This window comes from Caldicellulosiruptor obsidiansis OB47 (assembly GCF_000145215.1).
GTDB classification, from domain to species: domain Bacteria; phylum Bacillota; class Thermoanaerobacteria; order Caldicellulosiruptorales; family Caldicellulosiruptoraceae; genus Caldicellulosiruptor; species Caldicellulosiruptor obsidiansis.
Genome location: NC_014392.1, coordinates 1,254,029 through 1,269,499 on the forward strand (window position 1 = coordinate 1,254,029; position 15,471 = coordinate 1,269,499).

Genomic DNA, 15,471 nt, shown 5'->3' on the forward strand with positions numbered 1-15,471 from the left:
AGGCTGCACTGCCTCATTTATTTTTTTTCTTTCCTTTTTTCTTTTCAGATTTTGCTTCTTTTTTGGTCCTGCTACTGGACTCTTCTTCTAATGGGATATTTTCATCCTCAATCTCAGTTTTTTCTTTATAGTCTTCTGATTCTTCTTTTATTTCTTCATCATCCAATAGTATTTCTTCGTCCACTTCTAATTCTTCTAAATCTAATGGTGTGTCAACAAGGTCAAGTTCTTCGTCAGGCAACTGAGTTATAATATCTGGTTCTATATCTACAAAATCATTTTCAAATATCTCTGAGTCGGTTTCTTCCTTGACTACTTCTTCTTCAATTTCAGAGTCGTCAACAACTCCTGTCAGCAGTCTTTCTTCAAAGCAAGACTCACACATATCTTGATCTTCCGGAATATACTCTTCATGGCAGTATGGGCACAGTTTCATGTTTGCTTCTGTAACCTTTTTTAGCTGTTCTAAGTCCTTTTTGCACACAGGGCACAAATCTTGATCTTCCGGGATTCTATTCAATTCGCATCTTGGACAGTATTTATAACCCATTTTTCTTTCCCCCTAAAATGTGATATGCTATCACAATAATATTAATTACTCTTCGAGAAAAAATCAACTAAAATTTGCTTAACATTATCAATCATTTTTGCTACTATAAAAACATAAGAAGTAAAAGAGAAAAAGGAGAAAGAGACTTTAGTGTTCGGATATGTGGTTCCTTATAAGCCAGAGCTAAAAGTGCGAGACTATGAATATTACAAGGCAGTTTACTGTGGTATATGTCTTCAGACAAAAAAGATAGGAAACCTTCCACGGGTATTTCTTAACTATGATTTTGTTTTTTTGTATCTGGTGCTAAAAGAGCATTTTAAAGTCAAAGATGAGTTAGGAAAAACAAGGTGTATTGTTCACCCAATTAAGGAAAGGTTCTTTTTGAAAACTAATGAAATCTTGGAATATGTGAGCAACCAAATGGTTCTTTTGAGTTTTTTTAAGCTTTATGATAACATTCTTGATGAAAAGAATATATTTAGTTATGCACCTTATAGTATTTTGAAATTATATATAAGGAAAATAACAAAATCACATCGAGAACCGTTTGAGAAGATAAAAGAACTATTTAACAAGCAGATATCGCTTGAGAAAAGTGGTTGTGAAAATATAGATGAACTTGCGCACAATTTTGGCAATATTTTGGCCGAAATATTTGCTTACAATGATGAAGAACTTTTGAGACAAATTGGCTATTATACAGGTGTGTGGGTATACATTATCGATGCTATTGACGACTATATTGATGATGTGAAGAAAAAGAGATATAATTGTCTGAAACACCACTTTGAAAAGTGTAGGCATGATAAAAGACAGTTTGAATATGAACTCAGTATTTTGAAGGTTAGTTTGGAAAATTATCTTGCTATATTAAGTGACTATATTAGAGGGTATAATAATTCAATACTGAACAACATTGTTCAGATTGGTATGTATTCAAAAACACAGCAGGTCTTAAAGCATTTTACAACAAACTTCTTTAAGGAGTTGAAAAAGTAATGAGAGACCCATATGAGGTTTTAGGTGTGAGAAAAGGTGCTTCAAAGGAAGAAATAAAAAAAGCTTATCTTGAACTTGTAAAAAAGTACCATCCAGATAAGTTTAAGGATAATCCTTTAAGAGAACTTGCAGAAGAAAAGTTAAAAGAGATAAATGAAGCATATAATATCCTTATGAACGATCAATATTCAAACTATGAATACTCTACATATGATCAAACCTCTCTCTACCAAAAGGTGAGAGACTTGATTATGCAGGGTAATATAGCTCAAGCAGAGAGTCTCTTGAATCAAAACCCTCGAAATGACGCAGAATGGTTCTATTTGATGGGAATAATATATCAAAAAAGAGGATGGATAAATCAAGCATACAGATACTTTATTGAAGCCTATAATCGTGATCCTGGAAACTATGAGTACAGGCGTGCAAAAGAACAGTTTGAAATGGCTTCAAGAAATTATGAATGGTCAGCATACAATAGGGGATATAGAAGACATGATGACTGCGATATTTGCACCATATGTCAAATAATTGCGTGTTGGGAATGTTGTTGTGATAACGATATAGGCTGTTAAGGAGGTTTCCTTTTTGTGATAAAACTTTATTCACTTTCAAATGGTATAAGGCTTGTATATGAGAAAATTGATACAGTGAAAACTGTAAGTATAGGTATTTGGGTCTTGGCTGGTTCAAGGTATGAGACAAAAATGATAAATGGAATTTCCCATTTTATCGAGCATATATTGTTCAAAGGAACTAAAAACAGAAGTTCTAAAGAGATTGTATATGAAATTGAATCAATTGGTGGACAAATAAACGCCTTTACAGCAAAGGAGTACACCTGTTTTTATGTAAGAGTTTTAGATGAGTTTTTACAAAAAGGTTTTGATATATTGTCGGACTTAATTTTAAATCCTGTCATTGCAGCAGAAGAGATAGAAAAAGAGAAGACAGTCATCATTGAAGAGATAAATATGACAAAAGATGATCCGGAAGAGATGTTGTATCAATCACTGAATGATTTGATATGGAAAAGCCAAGCTCTTTCGTATCCTATAATCGGAAAAGAATCTACTGTTAAGAAAATAGATAAGACCAAAATTGAAAGTTATATAAAAGAAAGATATATACCTCAAAATATTGTAATATCCGTTGCTGGAAACTTTGCAGAAGAAAAGCTTATAGAATTTGTGGAGATTTACTTTGGGGATTGGAAGTGTTCAAACAAAACAGATATGAGTTATTGCATATCAAAGCCAGTTTTTAATAGAGGTGCTGTCATCAAAAACAAAAAGAGTGATCAGGCTCATTTAGCAGTAACTTTTGAAGGTTTTGGACAGGAAGATGAAAAAGTTTATGAGCTTTTAGTTTTATCTAGTATTCTTGGCGGGGGAATGAGTTCACGACTTTTCCAGCGAATAAGGGAAGAGTTAGGACTTGTATATAGCATAAGCTCGTTTGTGAGCACATTTAAAGATGCGGGAGTTCTTATCATATACGCAGGAACAAATCCCAAAAATATTGCAGCGGTGTACAAAGAAATCATGAACCAGTTAAATCTCTTTTTAAAAGGTGAAATCTTACCTGATGAAGTAGAGGTTGCAAAACAACAGATAAAGGGAAGTATCATATTTGGGCTTGAAAACACAAGTAGTCGAATGTCCAACATAGGAAAAAATATGCTGCTTTTAAACAAAATTATGGAGATAGAGCACATTACAAAGATAATAGATTCAATTAAATATGCAAACGTGATTGACACAGCAAGAGAGGTTTTGTCAAAAGAATTTTCGGTTGCTGTTGTTGGGAATAAAAAAGAGATGGATTTGAAAATCTTTGATCAAAGAGTACTGGCATAATAGAAAGGAGAAAGCATTTATGGTCTTGAGAGTAAAAAGAGCTGTCGATGCAAAGGATCTGCCGCTTCCAACATATATTTCAAGCGGGGCGGCAGGAATGGACCTGTTTGCGTGTGTTGAAAAAGAAGAGATTATAAACCCTGGTGAGATAAAGCTCATCCGAACAGGTCTTTACATTGAACTTCCGGAGGGATATGAAGCACAGGTACGACCTCGCAGTGGCCTTGCTTTGAAACATGGCATTACTGTTTTAAATTCTCCTGGAACAATAGATAGTGATTATAGGGGGGAGATAGGAGTAATATTGATTAACCTTGGCAAGGAGCCTTTTGTAGTAAAGAGAGGAGATAGGATAGCCCAGATGGTAATATCAAAGTTTGAAAGGATAGAAAAGATTGAAGAAACAGAAGAGCTATCAACAACGTCCAGGGCAGACAGAGGATTTGGCTCAAGTGGTGTGTAGAAAAGTAGGAGGGTAAAAGTATGCTTTTGAGCGAAATAAAAAATTCAAAACCTGTTGTATCTCAGCATTCAGGCAGAATTGTAGGAAGTTCTGAGTCGTTGGAGTTGGTAATTGACGATGAGGGGAATATACTGAGCATTGAACTTAAAAAGAAACGGGGGTTTAGGAGGGAGACGGAAGTGATTTCATGGGATGATATTGTTGTTATAGGTGAAGATGTAATAATTGCAAATATAAAAGAGGGGGAACATGAATGATTCTTCCAACCTCTTTTTTTGGTTTTTCTAAGTCTCAAGTGAGAAGTTATATTGAAAATCTTACACAGAGTTTTGAAAATTTAATCTCTAAGCTTGATAGAGAGAGAGACCTTTTGACTTTAGAAAACGAGAAACTTGCAAAAGAGATAGAAAAGCTCAAAAGAAATTTGTCTAAGTTACATATCAAGGATATTGAATGCTACAAATTTTTTATTGATGAGTTTTTCAGCAGTGAATGGGAAGAATATTACTCAAAAAAAGCACAGGAGGTTCGAGTAGAGTATTCAAAAACTTTAGAAGAGCTTGAAAAAATCAAGGAAAATATCATCCAGCATATTCGGTACCTTGAGAAGTACAAAGAGGAAATCTTGAAAAAGTTGAGTGTTTTGGTTGAGGAGATAGAAAAGTTTTTGAACGATCAAGAAAGCTTACCTGCTCAAAAACTTCAGAGAGACTTTTATGTAGATGATGTTCTGGTGCTACCTGCAGGAATTGTTATAAATCATGAGGTCATTGAAAGCATGAGAGAAAAAGGCTTTTTGATTGAATTTTTAAAACATCTTGCAAAGGAGGAAGAAGAATGAACATCGAAGTGAAGGTTTTAGAGATTTTAGAACAAAATCCCAAACTCTCTGCCGAAGAGATTGCAATAATGCTGGGTGAAAACAAAGAAAATATCGAAAAAACCATTAAAAAGCTTGAACAAGATAAGGTTATTGTAAAATATCACACAATTGTGAACTGGGAACGAACAGAAAAGGAAGTGGTTGAAGCAATTGTTGAGGTAAAAGTAACTCCCCAGAGAGGGTTTGGCTATGATGCAATTGCAAAAAGAATTTACAAGTTTCCTGAAGTAAAAGCTGTGTATTTGCTTTCAGGAGATTATGACCTGCATGTTGTTGTAGAAGGCAAGAGTATGAAAGATATTGCTCAGTTTGTTGGTTCTAAACTTGCACCACTTGAATACGTCCTTTCGACAGCAACCCATTTTATAATGAAAAAATATAAAGATGCAGGAGTAATACTTGAAGATGGTGAAAAGGACGACAGGGAGGTTATAACACCGTGAGTAATTTAGAAAAGTTTATTTCAAAAAGTGTTCAAAGTGTTCCACCATCGGGCATTAGGAAATTTTTTGATATTGTATCTGAGATGAAAGATGCTCTTTCGCTTGGAGTTGGTGAACCTGACTTTGTCACTCCATGGAACATTCGCGAAATGGGAATATATTCTATTGAAGAAGGGCACACCCACTATACATCAAACTTCGGACTTTTGGAGCTGAGAAAAGAGATTAGCAGGTATTTGAAAGATAGATTCGACCTTGACTATCCAAATTATAGGGATCAGATTTTAGTCACTGTTGGTGCAAGCGAAGCAATTGATATTGCACTAAGAAGTATCATAGACCCTGGTGATGAGGTCTTGATTCCTGAACCTTGTTTTGTTTCATACAAACCATGTGTTATTTTTGCAGGTGGTGTACCGGTTGAGATTGAAACAAAACCAGAAAACGACTTTAAACTTAGAGCAGAGGATATTTTACCCAAAATATCTTCCAGAACTAAGGCTATTATTTTATCTTATCCCAACAATCCGACAGGTGCTATTATGACAAAAGATGATTTAAAAGAGATTGTTGATATATTGAAAGACAAAGAAATCATAGTAATTTCCGACGAAATATATGCTGAGCTTACATATGAAGGAAGTCATATTTCAATTGCCAACTTCTCTGAGATGAAAGAAAGGACAATTGTTATAAATGGTTTTTCAAAAGCGTTTGCTATGACGGGTTGGAGACTCGGATTTGTTGCTGCAAATGAGGTTTTTATCAAAGCAATGGCAAAGGTGCATCAGTACATCATAATGAGTGCTCCTACTTTTTCACAGTATGCGGCTATTGAAGCGCTAAGAAATGGGCTTTTAGAAGTTGAAAAGATGAGAGATGAATACAATAGAAGAAGACGCTATATGGTAAGCAGATTTAATAAGATGGGGCTTGAATGTTTTGAGCCAAAAGGAGCATTTTATGTTTTTCCATCCATAAAGTCCACCGGCCTTTCCTCAGAGGAGTTTGCAGAGAGGCTTTTGCACGAACAGAAAGTGGCGGTTGTGCCAGGTACTGCATTTGGGAGCTCGGGAGAAGGATTTATAAGATGTTCGTATGCCTATTCAATTGAAACAATAAAACATGCTTTGGACAGGATAGAAAAGTTTGTTTTAAACCTCAAAACTCAAGGTGTCTTCCAGCAAACTCATAAAAATAATGTGGTAGTGGAGAAGTAATATTATATATTTTATTATCAATTAGCTTGAAATTAAATCTTATCGAATAAGCGTGAAGAAGCAAGGGAGTATTTTGTGTTTTTTGTTCGCCGTAAATATAGTCCCCTACAATCGGATGACCAATTGATGATAAGTGAACTCTTAGCTGATGTGTTCTGCCTGTTATCGGTTTTAACTTTAACAGTGTGAAGTTTTCAAAACAGTCAATAACTTCATAGTAGGTGGAAGCAAAACTGCCATCTTGATGAATTTCTCTTTTAATTCCATCCTGCGAACGTTTGATGGGTTTTTCAATAAGCCCGCTTTTTTTTGTAAGTCTTCCGTGAACAATTGCAATGTATGTCTTTTCGACTTGCCTTTTTTCAAACTCACGTGAGACGATGCTGTGAAAGTAAGAGTTTTTAGCAAATACAACTATCCCTGAAGTCTCTTTATCTAACCTGTTTATTATGTGTGAAGTGAGGTTCTTAGAATTTAAATAATATTCAACATAGTTTGCGATGGTATCAGAATAATGTCCTTTAGATGGATGTGAAGGAAGACCGGAAGGTTTGTTTACAAATAAAAAGAAGTTGTCCTCATACAATATGTCTATGCTACCTTCAACAGGAACTATGTTTGATTTGGAAGATATCAAATTAACTTCAATTATGGCGTTTTCTTCTGGATATTGGTTGGTAGAATAGATTGGAGGAATAAATCTTATTTGACCATGTGCCTTTAACCTGCTCGTCAGTGTTGAAGAAAAAAAGAGCTTTTTTTGCAATATCTGTTTATATGTCATGTTCAAATCTTCTTTTTTGACCACATATATTAGCTTCATAGTGTTTTTTCATCCTTCCTGTTAAAATTTTTTAACATATGATATGATAATTTATTGAGGGTATCGCTCGCTATCATTTTTAAAACAATTATATCACAAAACAATAGAGGTGATATGCTCTATGGCATTTAAATCTGGATTTGTTGCGTTAATTGGTCGTCCTAACGTTGGTAAATCTACTCTTCTGAACTACCTCGTTGGTAAAAAAATCTCTATTATTTCTCCTAAACCGCAAACAACCAGAAATAGTATAAAAGGTATTCTAACGTTAGAAGATGCTCAGATTATATTCATCGACACACCAGGTGTTCATCCTCCAAAGAATAAGCTTGGCGAGTATATGGTAAAGGTATCTGAGAAGACTTTAAAAGAAGTAGATTTAATTTTGTATATTGTAGAAGCAATCGACAATGGAATTGGACCATGGGATGAAGCAATAATAGAAAAATTAAAGGATGTGGAGACTCCAAAGATTCTGGTTTTGAACAAATCTGACCTTGCTTCAAAAGAGAACGTAGAGATGTTGAAAAGTATTTTCTCCACAAAGCTGAATTTTGAATTTATAGTTGATATAGCGGCAATTAACGGTTACAATTGCGATCTACTTCTTAGCAGAATAAAGGAGTTGCTTCCAGAAGGGCCGAAGTATTATCTTGACGATATGACAACTGATGTGAGGGAAAGTTTTATTGTAGCAGAGATAATAAGAGAAAAGATTTTGCTTAATCTTTCTGAAGAAGTACCGCACGGCGTTGGAATTGCAATTGAGAGGTTTGCAGAGAGAGAAAACAAAGATATACTGGATATAGAGGCAATCATCTACTGTGAAAAAGATTCGCACAAAGCAATAATTATTGGTAAAGGGGGACAAATGCTTAAGAAAATTGGAATGCAAGCACGGGAAGAGCTTGAGATGATATTTGGAATGAAAGTAAATCTTCAGCTTTGGGTAAAAGTTAAGAAAAACTGGAGAGATGACATCTCTGCCATGAAAATGCTCGGTTATAACCTTAAAGAGGTCTGAGGAATAGATGAAATTAATTAAAACTAAAGGAATTGTGTTAAAAGAGATAAATTTTGAAGAGTCGAGCAAGATTTTGACTGTGTTCACGAGCGATTTTGGCAAAATTCAAGTTTTGTCAAAAAATTGTAAAAGATTATTGAGTGTACTTTCTGCTGTGTCCCAGCCGCTTATGTACTGTGAATTTGTTATAAGAAAGACAAAAGATATATTCTCAATTTCATCAGCATCTGTAATTGAATCATTTTTTGAACTGTCTCAAGATGTAAATCTTGCAATTTATTCTGGATATCTTATTGAACTTGTTGACAGTTTCTTGGAATTTGAACAGAAAAACGAAGATGTTTTAAGACTTCTTTTAAACTCCCTTTATCTTCTGAAAAAAGGCAAAGATCCTGAGGTAGTCAGTAGGATATTTGAAATAAAAATTTTAGTATATACAGGCTTTTTCCCTCAGTTTACCCAGTGTGTAAAGTGTCAGAGAAAAGACATTACAAGAGCGTTCTTTTCTTTCAAAAACAGTGGTCTTACTTGCGAAAAGTGCAAAGAAGAGAACGATATAGAAATTGAAATTGAAGTTGTAAAGAGTATTTTGGTTATTGCAGCAACCAATTTGAAAAAGCTCAACAAGATTTCATTTGACAGGTCTTTGAATGACAAAATAAAGACCATAACGCTACCATATATTAAAGTGCTGCTGCAAACAGACATCAAAATTCTTGATTTTTTTAAGTTTATACAATAAAATAAATTCGACTTGTGATAAAAATAATAAGTTTGAAGGTGGTAAGAGCAATATGGTAACAATGGATGAAATAGTTGCCCTTTGCAAACGTCGTGGATTTATATTCCAATCAAGCGAGATATATGGTGGACTCAATAGCTGCTGGGACTATGGTCCTCTTGGTGTAGAGATGAAAAATAACATAAAAAGACTGTGGTGGAAAGCAAACGTCCAGCTCAGAGACGATGTTGTGGGGCTTGACTCGAGCATCTTGATGAACCCAAAGGTATGGGAAGCAAGTGGGCACTTGAGTAATTTTGCCGACCCTATGGCTGACTGCAAGGTGTGCAAAAAAAGATGGAGAACAGATCAGTTACAAGAGTACAAATGCCCTGAGTGCGGCGGTGAACTTACTGAGGCAAGGATGTTCAACCTTATGTTCAAAACATTTATGGGCCCTGTGGAGGACGAGTCGGCAGTAGTATACTTGAGACCTGAAACAGCACAAGGTATTTTTGTAAACTTTGTAAACGTACAGCAGACCATGAGAAAAAAACTTCCTTTTGGGATTGCTCAGATTGGTAAGTCGTTCAGAAATGAAATCACGCCTGGTAACTTTATCTTCAGGACAAGAGAGTTTGAACAAATGGAAATCGAGTATTTTGTAAAACCAGGAACAGATGATTACTGGCACAGACATTGGATTGACCAGAGAATAAACTGGTATTACAAACTGGGAATAAGAAAAGAAAACTTGAGAATTCGAGAACATGGTAAGAATGAACTTGCACACTATGCAAAGGCGTGTGTGGATATTGAATATTTATTCCCAATGGGATGGTCTGAACTTGAAGGTATTGCTAACAGGACCGATTTTGACTTAACGCAACATCAAAAATACAGTGGTGAAAACTTATCATATTTTGACGATGAGACAAAACAAAGGTATATTCCATATGTAATTGAGCCATCTGCGGGCGTAGACAGGTCTTTACTTGCATTTTTGATTGATGCATATGAATACCAGCAGATTGATAAAGATGACTTCAGAGTGGTACTTCACCTTCATCCTGCGATTGCGCCTGTAAAAGCTGCTGTCTTCCCACTTTTAAAAAAAGAAGAGCTTGTAAAAAAAGCAAGGGAAATTTACAATGAGCTTAAATACAAGTGGATTGTTCAATATGATGAGAGTGGTAGTATAGGTAAAAGATATAGACGCCAAGATGAGATTGGAACACCGTTCGGGATCACGGTAGATTATCAGACTTTAGAAGATGAAACTGTTACGATAAGAGATAGAGACACCATGGAGCAAGTAAGGGTGCATATAAAAGAGATAATTCCATACCTTGAAGAAAGAATCGAGGTAAAGTTTTAAACAAAATATATTCTCAAACTGCAAAAATATGCTATAATATTTTATGTTGTAACATGCCAAGTTTCCTCTTTATATATTTTCCCTAATAAATTTCACATAGGAGGGATTTTAATTGAGCAAAAAGAAATACGTCTACATGTTCTATGAAGGCAACAAAGACATGAGAGAGCTTCTTGGCGGAAAAGGCGCGAATCTTGCTGAGATGACAAATCTTGGACTTCCTGTTCCTCCTGGATTTACTGTCACAACAGAGGCTTGTACAAGATACTATGAAGAAGGCGAAAAGATAGCAGATGAGATTGTAGAAGAGATCTTTGAAAAACTTGCCGAACTTGAGAAGATCACAGGAAAGAAATTTGGTGATCCAACTAATCCACTTCTTGTTTCTGTTCGAAGCGGTGCAAGAGTTTCAATGCCAGGTATGATGGATACAATCCTCAACCTTGGTATCAATGATGAAGTTGTTAAAGGCTTAGCAGAACTTACAAATAATGAGAGGTTTGCATACGACTCATATAGAAGATTCATTCAGATGTTCTCTGACGTTGTTATGGGCATTGAAAAGAATAAGTTTGAAAAGATACTTGATGAAGTCAAAGAAAAGTATGGTGCAAAATATGATACAGATTTGACAGCTGAGCATTTAAAAGAGGTTGTTGTAAAGTACAAAGAGCTTTACAAAGCCGAAAAAGGTGAAGATTTTCCACAAGACCCCAAAGTTCAACTCTTAGAAGCAGTAAAAGCTGTTTTCAGGTCTTGGAACAACCCAAGAGCTATTGTATACAGAAGACTTAACGAGATTCCGCATGATTGGGGAACAGCTGTAAACGTTCAGATGATGGCATATGGTAACATGGGCAACGACTCTGGTACAGGTGTTGCGTTTACAAGAAATCCTGCAACAGGTGAAAAAGAGCTGTATGGCGAGTTCTTGATGAACGCACAGGGTGAAGATGTTGTTGCAGGTATCAGAACACCACAGCCAATTTCTGCTTTAAAAGAGACAATGCCAGAAGTTTACCAGCAGCTTGCTGACATTGCAAAGAAGCTTGAAACATATTATAAAGATATGCAAGATATGGAGTTCACAATTGAAAGAGGCAAACTCTATATGCTTCAGACAAGAAATGGTAAGAGAACTGCACAAGCAGCGCTCAAGATTGCAGTTGATATGGTAGAGGAAGGTCTTATTACGAAAGAAGAGGCAATGTTAAAAGTTGACCCCAAACAGCTTGATACACTACTTCACCCGACATTTGAACCGGATGCGCTCAAAGCTGCAAAACCAATTGCAAAAGGTCTTCCTGCATCACCTGGTGCTGCAACAGGTAAGATTTATTTCACAGCTGAAGAAGCAAAAGCTGCTGTTGAAAGAGGAGAAAAGAAGGTTATTCTTGTTAGAACAGAGACATCTCCAGAGGACATTGAAGGTATGGTAGCAGCTCAGGGTATTTTGACATCAAGAGGCGGTATGACCTCACATGCTGCAGTTGTTGCAAGAGGTATGGGTAAATGCTGTGTTGCAGGATGTGGCGACATTAACATAAACGAAGAAGAGAAATATTTCACAACACCCGATGGAAAAGTTTATCGTGAAGGGGATTGGATTTCACTTGACGGTTCAACAGGATACGTATACGCTGGTGAGCTTCCAACAAAAGAGCCAGAGCTCACAGGTTATTTTGCAACATTTATGCAATGGGCTGACGAGATAAGAAGATTAAAGGTGAGAGCAAACGCAGATACTCCAAGAGACGCTGCACAGGCAAGGAAGTTTGGTGCAGAGGGTATTGGTCTTTGCAGAACAGAGCATATGTTCTTTGAAGAAGATAGAATTCCTGCAATGAGAGAGATGATTGTTGCAAGAACAGAAGAGCAGAGAAGAAAAGCTCTTGAGAAGCTCCTACCAATGCAAAGAGGAGACTTTGAGGCACTGTTCAGAGAAATGAAAGGTTACCCTGTTACAATAAGACTTTTAGACCCACCACTCCATGAATTCTTGCCAAAAGAAGATGATGCTATAAGAGAACTTGCAGCACAAATGGGTATAACTTTTGAAGAACTTAAGGCAATTGTTCAGAGCTTGCACGAACTTAACCCCATGCTTGGACACAGAGGTTGCCGTTTGGCTGTAACATATCCTGAGATTGCTGAGATGCAGACAAGGGCTATTATCGAGGCAGCAATCAATGTAAAGAATGAAGGTATTGATGTTGTTCCTGAGATAATGGTTCCTCTTGTTGGTGAGTTAAAAGAGCTCAAATATATTAAAGACATCATTGTAAAGACAGCTGAAAAAGTTATGGAAGAAAAAGGTGTTAAGATTGAATATAAAGTTGGTACAATGATAGAAGTACCTCGTGCTGCACTTACAGCTGACGAGATTGCAAAAGAAGCTGAGTTCTTCTCATTTGGTACAAATGACTTGACTCAGATGACATTTGGTTTTTCAAGAGACGATATTGGTAAGTTCTTAAATGACTACTTTGAAAAGAAAATATTCGAAACAGATCCATTTGCAAGACTTGACGAAAAAGGTGTTGGCAAACTCATTAAGATGGCTGCAGAACTTGGAAGAGCAACAAGACCTGATATTAAACTTGGTATTTGTGGTGAGCATGGCGGTGATCCATCCAGCATAGAGTTCTGCCACAACGCAGGACTTGACTATGTATCATGTTCACCGTTCAGAGTACCAATCGCAAGACTTGCTGCAGCTCAGGCTCAAGTAAAATCGAAAATGAAGGCATTTATTGATAAATAAGATTATTAAAAGATTTATTAAAAGATGAGCAGAAGGAGGCAAAAAAATGTCTCCTTCTGCTTTTTTTGTATGTATACACTTGAATGGAAATAGAAAAATGGTATAATATTATTTGGGACTAAAAATCATGATATATGGATAAATTTGTCCCGCTGGAGAATGAGAGAGTTATGGAAAGTTATTTTGAATCTATAAAGAAAATTGCTCCTGAAATTGCTGAAATTATTGAAAGAAGATATGAGATTCTCAAAAATATTAGTTATTATCAACCAATTGGTCGAAGAGTTCTTGCAGAAAAGCTCGGTCTCACTGAAAGAATTGTTAGAAATGAAATAGACATATTGAGAAATTTAGGACTCATAAATGTAACTGAAAACGGAACGTTTTTAACAAATGAAGGCAAAGAGATTCTTGAAAAACTTTCTAACATAGTATATGATATAAAGGGATTAGAAGATGTAAAGGCAAGGGTAAAAGAGATTTTAAAAGCAAAGGATGTATATGTTGTCCCGGGAGACGCTGATTTAAACCCTTATGTACTAAAAGAAATTGGAATTTTGGCAAGTAAAGTTATCTTTTCATTGATAGAAGATGTAAAGATAATTGCTGTAACAGGTGGGCAAACTGTAAAAGAGGTTGTGGATAGCTTTCCAACATGTTCTTTTAAAGACATATTGGTTGTTCCAGCAAGAGGCGGGATAGGTCAGGAAGTTGAAAAACAGGCAAATACACTTGCGGCAAGTCTGGCAAAAAAGATAAATGGTAGTTATAAGCTTCTTCATCTACCTGATACAATGGATGAAGAGATTTACAATCTTCTGATTAAAAAAGAAGAGGTTCAAGAGGTTCTAAACGATATTAACAACGCAGATATGCTTGTATTTGGAATAGGAAATGCAATTGAAATGGCAAAGAGAAGAAAATTGAGCCAGGATATGATAGAAAAACTCAAAAAGGTTGGAGCAATTGGTGAAATATTTGGGTATTATTTTGACAAAGCTGGTAGGATTGTGTATTCAACCACTACAATAGGTATAAAACTCGAAAAAATAAAAAACATTAAATATATGATAGGAGTTGCAGGAGGTTCACACAAAGCAGAGGCAATTTTATCGCTTGGAGAGATAAAAAACAATACCATATTTGTTATTGACGAAGGGATAGCTAAAAAGATTATGAGTTTAGAAAAGTAAAGATAAAGGCAAAAACACTGCAAGAGCAAATAGCTTTTGCAGTGTAAAAATAAAAAAATAACGAAGGGATGGTAGGTAGAGATGGCTGTTAAGATTGGTATTAATGGTTTTGGAAGAATTGGTAGAAATGCTTTCAAAGCAATTTTGGCAAAATATCCAAATGAGTTTGAGGTTGTTGCAGTAAACGACTTGACAGATCCAAAGACATTGGCACATCTTTTAAAGTATGACTCCTGTTATGGTGTTTTCAATGGCACAGTGGACTATACAGACACATCAATAATTGTCAATGGTAAAGAGATAAAGGTATTAGCTGAAAAAGACCCTGCAAACCTGCCATGGAAGGATTTGGGTGTTGAGGTTGTAATTGAGTCTACAGGTAGATTTACGAAGAAGCAGGATGCTGAAAAGCACATTCAAGCAGGTGCAAAGAAGGTAATCATCACAGCTCCGGCAACAGATGAAGACATTACAATTGTTATGGGTGTAAACGAGGAGATGTATGACCCTGCTAAGCATCATGTAATTTCAAATGCATCCTGTACAACAAACTGTTTAGCACCAGTTACAAAGGTTATTGACAAGCATTTCAAGGTAAAAAGAGGTCTTATGACAACAGTTCATTCATATACAAATGACCAGCAGATTTTGGATCTCCCACACAAGGATTTAAGAAGAGCAAGAGCAGCAGCGCTTTCTATTATTCCAACAACAACCGGTGCGGCAAAAGCAGTAGCCCTTGTTCTTCCACATCTTAAGGGTAAATTAAATGGTTTTGCGCTCAGAGTTCCAACACCAACTGTTTCTGTTACAGACGTTGTATTTGAGGTTGAAAAAACAACAACAAAAGAAGAAGTAAACAGCGTTTTGAAAGCTGCTGCAGAAGGCGAATTAAAGGGAATCTTGGGATACAGCGAAGAACCACTTGTTTCTGTTGACTACAAGGGCGACCCAAGGTCTTCAATAGTTGATGCTCTCTCAACAATGGTTATCGAAGATACACTTGTAAAGGTTGTTGCATGGTACGACAACGAGTGGGGTTATTCAAATAGAGTAGCAGATCTTTTGAACTATATTGTAAATAAGGGACTGTAATTTTAAATTAAAATAAGCTGAAAAGACTGGTCCGGGAAAGAGAGTACAAAAGC

Annotated in this window: 16 protein-coding genes; 14 read left to right on the forward strand and 2 right to left on the reverse strand. The window is 36.0% G+C overall.

Features of this window, described 5'->3' with window-relative positions; translation table 11 throughout:
- Positions 1-13: 13 nt before the first annotated feature.
- On the reverse strand, positions 14-550 hold the full coding sequence (locus COB47_RS05715) for a hypothetical protein (protein ID WP_013290431.1): 537 nt from the start codon (positions 548-550) through the stop codon (positions 14-16).
- Between the two features lie 150 nt (positions 551-700).
- Between COB47_RS05715 and COB47_RS05720 the strand changes: the two genes are divergently transcribed.
- From COB47_RS05720 to COB47_RS05755, 8 genes are read left to right on the forward strand one after another with little or no spacing between them, the layout of a single operon-like run.
- Entirely contained in the window at positions 701-1,552 is an 852-nt protein-coding gene (locus COB47_RS05720) for a DUF5685 family protein (protein WP_013290432.1), read from the forward strand.
- Complete coding sequence (locus COB47_RS12790; RefSeq protein WP_013290433.1) at positions 1,552-2,127, forward strand: J domain-containing protein; 576 nt, start codon at positions 1,552-1,554, stop codon at positions 2,125-2,127. Before COB47_RS05720 ends, COB47_RS12790 begins: the two co-directional genes overlap by 1 nt.
- Positions 2,128-2,142: 15 nt before the next feature.
- Positions 2,143-3,411: a M16 family metallopeptidase gene (locus tag COB47_RS05730; RefSeq protein WP_013290434.1), complete on the forward strand. Its 1,269-nt coding sequence runs from the start codon at positions 2,143-2,145 to the stop codon at positions 3,409-3,411.
- A gap of 19 nt (positions 3,412-3,430) precedes the next feature.
- A complete protein-coding gene (gene dut, locus COB47_RS05735; protein WP_013290435.1) occupies positions 3,431-3,874 on the forward strand; it encodes a dUTP diphosphatase in 444 nt (147 codons plus the stop codon).
- A gap of 20 nt (positions 3,875-3,894) precedes the next feature.
- Positions 3,895-4,131, forward strand: a complete 237-nt coding sequence (locus COB47_RS05740; RefSeq protein ID WP_013290436.1) for a PRC-barrel domain-containing protein — start codon at positions 3,895-3,897, stop codon at positions 4,129-4,131.
- A complete protein-coding gene (locus COB47_RS05745; RefSeq protein WP_013290437.1) occupies positions 4,128-4,715 on the forward strand; it encodes a hypothetical protein in 588 nt (195 codons plus the stop codon). The genes COB47_RS05740 and COB47_RS05745 overlap by 4 nt, the downstream gene beginning before the upstream one ends.
- Positions 4,712-5,200 carry an Lrp/AsnC family transcriptional regulator gene (locus tag COB47_RS05750; RefSeq protein WP_013290438.1) on the forward strand — a complete coding sequence of 163 codons (489 nt, stop codon included), beginning with the start codon at positions 4,712-4,714 and terminating at the stop codon, positions 5,198-5,200. Before COB47_RS05745 ends, COB47_RS05750 begins: the two co-directional genes overlap by 4 nt.
- The gene (locus COB47_RS05755) at positions 5,197-6,420 is read left to right on the forward strand and encodes an aminotransferase class I/II-fold pyridoxal phosphate-dependent enzyme (RefSeq protein ID WP_013290439.1); all 1,224 of its coding nucleotides are present in this window, start codon (positions 5,197-5,199) and stop codon (positions 6,418-6,420) included. The genes COB47_RS05750 and COB47_RS05755 overlap by 4 nt, the downstream gene beginning before the upstream one ends.
- Here the strand turns inward: COB47_RS05755 and COB47_RS05760 are convergent.
- Positions 6,362-7,243: an RluA family pseudouridine synthase gene (locus tag COB47_RS05760; protein ID WP_013290440.1), complete on the reverse strand. Its 882-nt coding sequence runs from the start codon at positions 7,241-7,243 to the stop codon at positions 6,362-6,364. The genes COB47_RS05755 and COB47_RS05760 overlap by 59 nt on opposite strands.
- A gap of 121 nt (positions 7,244-7,364) precedes the next feature.
- Between COB47_RS05760 and era the strand changes: the two genes are divergently transcribed.
- The 6 genes from era (at position 7,365) to gap (ending at position 15,418) form a co-directional block, all read left to right on the forward strand.
- Complete coding sequence (gene era, locus COB47_RS05765; protein WP_013290441.1) at positions 7,365-8,267, forward strand: GTPase Era; 903 nt, start codon at positions 7,365-7,367, stop codon at positions 8,265-8,267.
- A gap of 7 nt (positions 8,268-8,274) precedes the next feature.
- The gene (gene recO, locus COB47_RS05770; protein ID WP_013290442.1) at positions 8,275-9,009 is read left to right on the forward strand and encodes a DNA repair protein RecO; all 735 of its coding nucleotides are present in this window, start codon (positions 8,275-8,277) and stop codon (positions 9,007-9,009) included.
- Between the two features lie 61 nt (positions 9,010-9,070).
- Complete coding sequence (locus tag COB47_RS05775) at positions 9,071-10,366, forward strand: glycine--tRNA ligase (protein ID WP_148217810.1); 1,296 nt, start codon at positions 9,071-9,073, stop codon at positions 10,364-10,366.
- A 112-nt stretch (positions 10,367-10,478) separates the two neighbouring features.
- The gene (ppdK, locus tag COB47_RS05780; RefSeq protein WP_013290444.1) at positions 10,479-13,130 is read left to right on the forward strand and encodes a pyruvate, phosphate dikinase; all 2,652 of its coding nucleotides are present in this window, start codon (positions 10,479-10,481) and stop codon (positions 13,128-13,130) included.
- Positions 13,131-13,300: 170 nt separating this feature from the next.
- Positions 13,301-14,323: a sugar-binding transcriptional regulator gene (locus COB47_RS05785; protein WP_041742444.1), complete on the forward strand. Its 1,023-nt coding sequence runs from the start codon at positions 13,301-13,303 to the stop codon at positions 14,321-14,323.
- A gap of 81 nt (positions 14,324-14,404) precedes the next feature.
- Positions 14,405-15,418, forward strand: a complete 1,014-nt coding sequence (gap, locus tag COB47_RS05790; protein WP_013290446.1) for a type I glyceraldehyde-3-phosphate dehydrogenase — start codon at positions 14,405-14,407, stop codon at positions 15,416-15,418.
- Positions 15,419-15,471 lie beyond the last annotated feature (53 nt).

Excerpts from the sequence above, each read along its gene's own strand:
- COB47_RS05745 (WP_013290437.1), top strand. The coding sequence starts at position 4,128 with ATGATTCTTCCAACCTCTTTTTTTGGTTTTTCTAAGTCTCAAGTGAGA.
- dut (WP_013290435.1), top strand. The coding sequence starts at position 3,431 with ATGGTCTTGAGAGTAAAAAGAGCTGTCGATGCAAAGGATCTGCCGCTT.
- COB47_RS05785 (WP_041742444.1), top strand. The coding sequence starts at position 13,301 with ATGGAAAGTTATTTTGAATCTATAAAGAAAATTGCTCCTGAAATTGCT.
- COB47_RS05740 (WP_013290436.1), top strand. The coding sequence starts at position 3,895 with ATGCTTTTGAGCGAAATAAAAAATTCAAAACCTGTTGTATCTCAGCAT.
- COB47_RS05750 (WP_013290438.1), top strand. The coding sequence starts at position 4,712 with ATGAACATCGAAGTGAAGGTTTTAGAGATTTTAGAACAAAATCCCAAA.
- COB47_RS05715 (WP_013290431.1), bottom strand. The coding sequence starts at position 550 with ATGGGTTATAAATACTGTCCAAGATGCGAATTGAATAGAATCCCGGAA.
- COB47_RS05760 (WP_013290440.1), bottom strand. The coding sequence starts at position 7,243 with ATGAAGCTAATATATGTGGTCAAAAAAGAAGATTTGAACATGACATAT.
- COB47_RS12790 (WP_013290433.1), top strand. The coding sequence starts at position 1,552 with ATGAGAGACCCATATGAGGTTTTAGGTGTGAGAAAAGGTGCTTCAAAG.
- COB47_RS05775 (WP_148217810.1), top strand. The coding sequence starts at position 9,071 with ATGGATGAAATAGTTGCCCTTTGCAAACGTCGTGGATTTATATTCCAA.
- recO (WP_013290442.1), top strand. The coding sequence starts at position 8,275 with ATGAAATTAATTAAAACTAAAGGAATTGTGTTAAAAGAGATAAATTTT.
- gap (WP_013290446.1), top strand. The coding sequence starts at position 14,405 with ATGGCTGTTAAGATTGGTATTAATGGTTTTGGAAGAATTGGTAGAAAT.
- era (WP_013290441.1), top strand. The coding sequence starts at position 7,365 with ATGGCATTTAAATCTGGATTTGTTGCGTTAATTGGTCGTCCTAACGTT.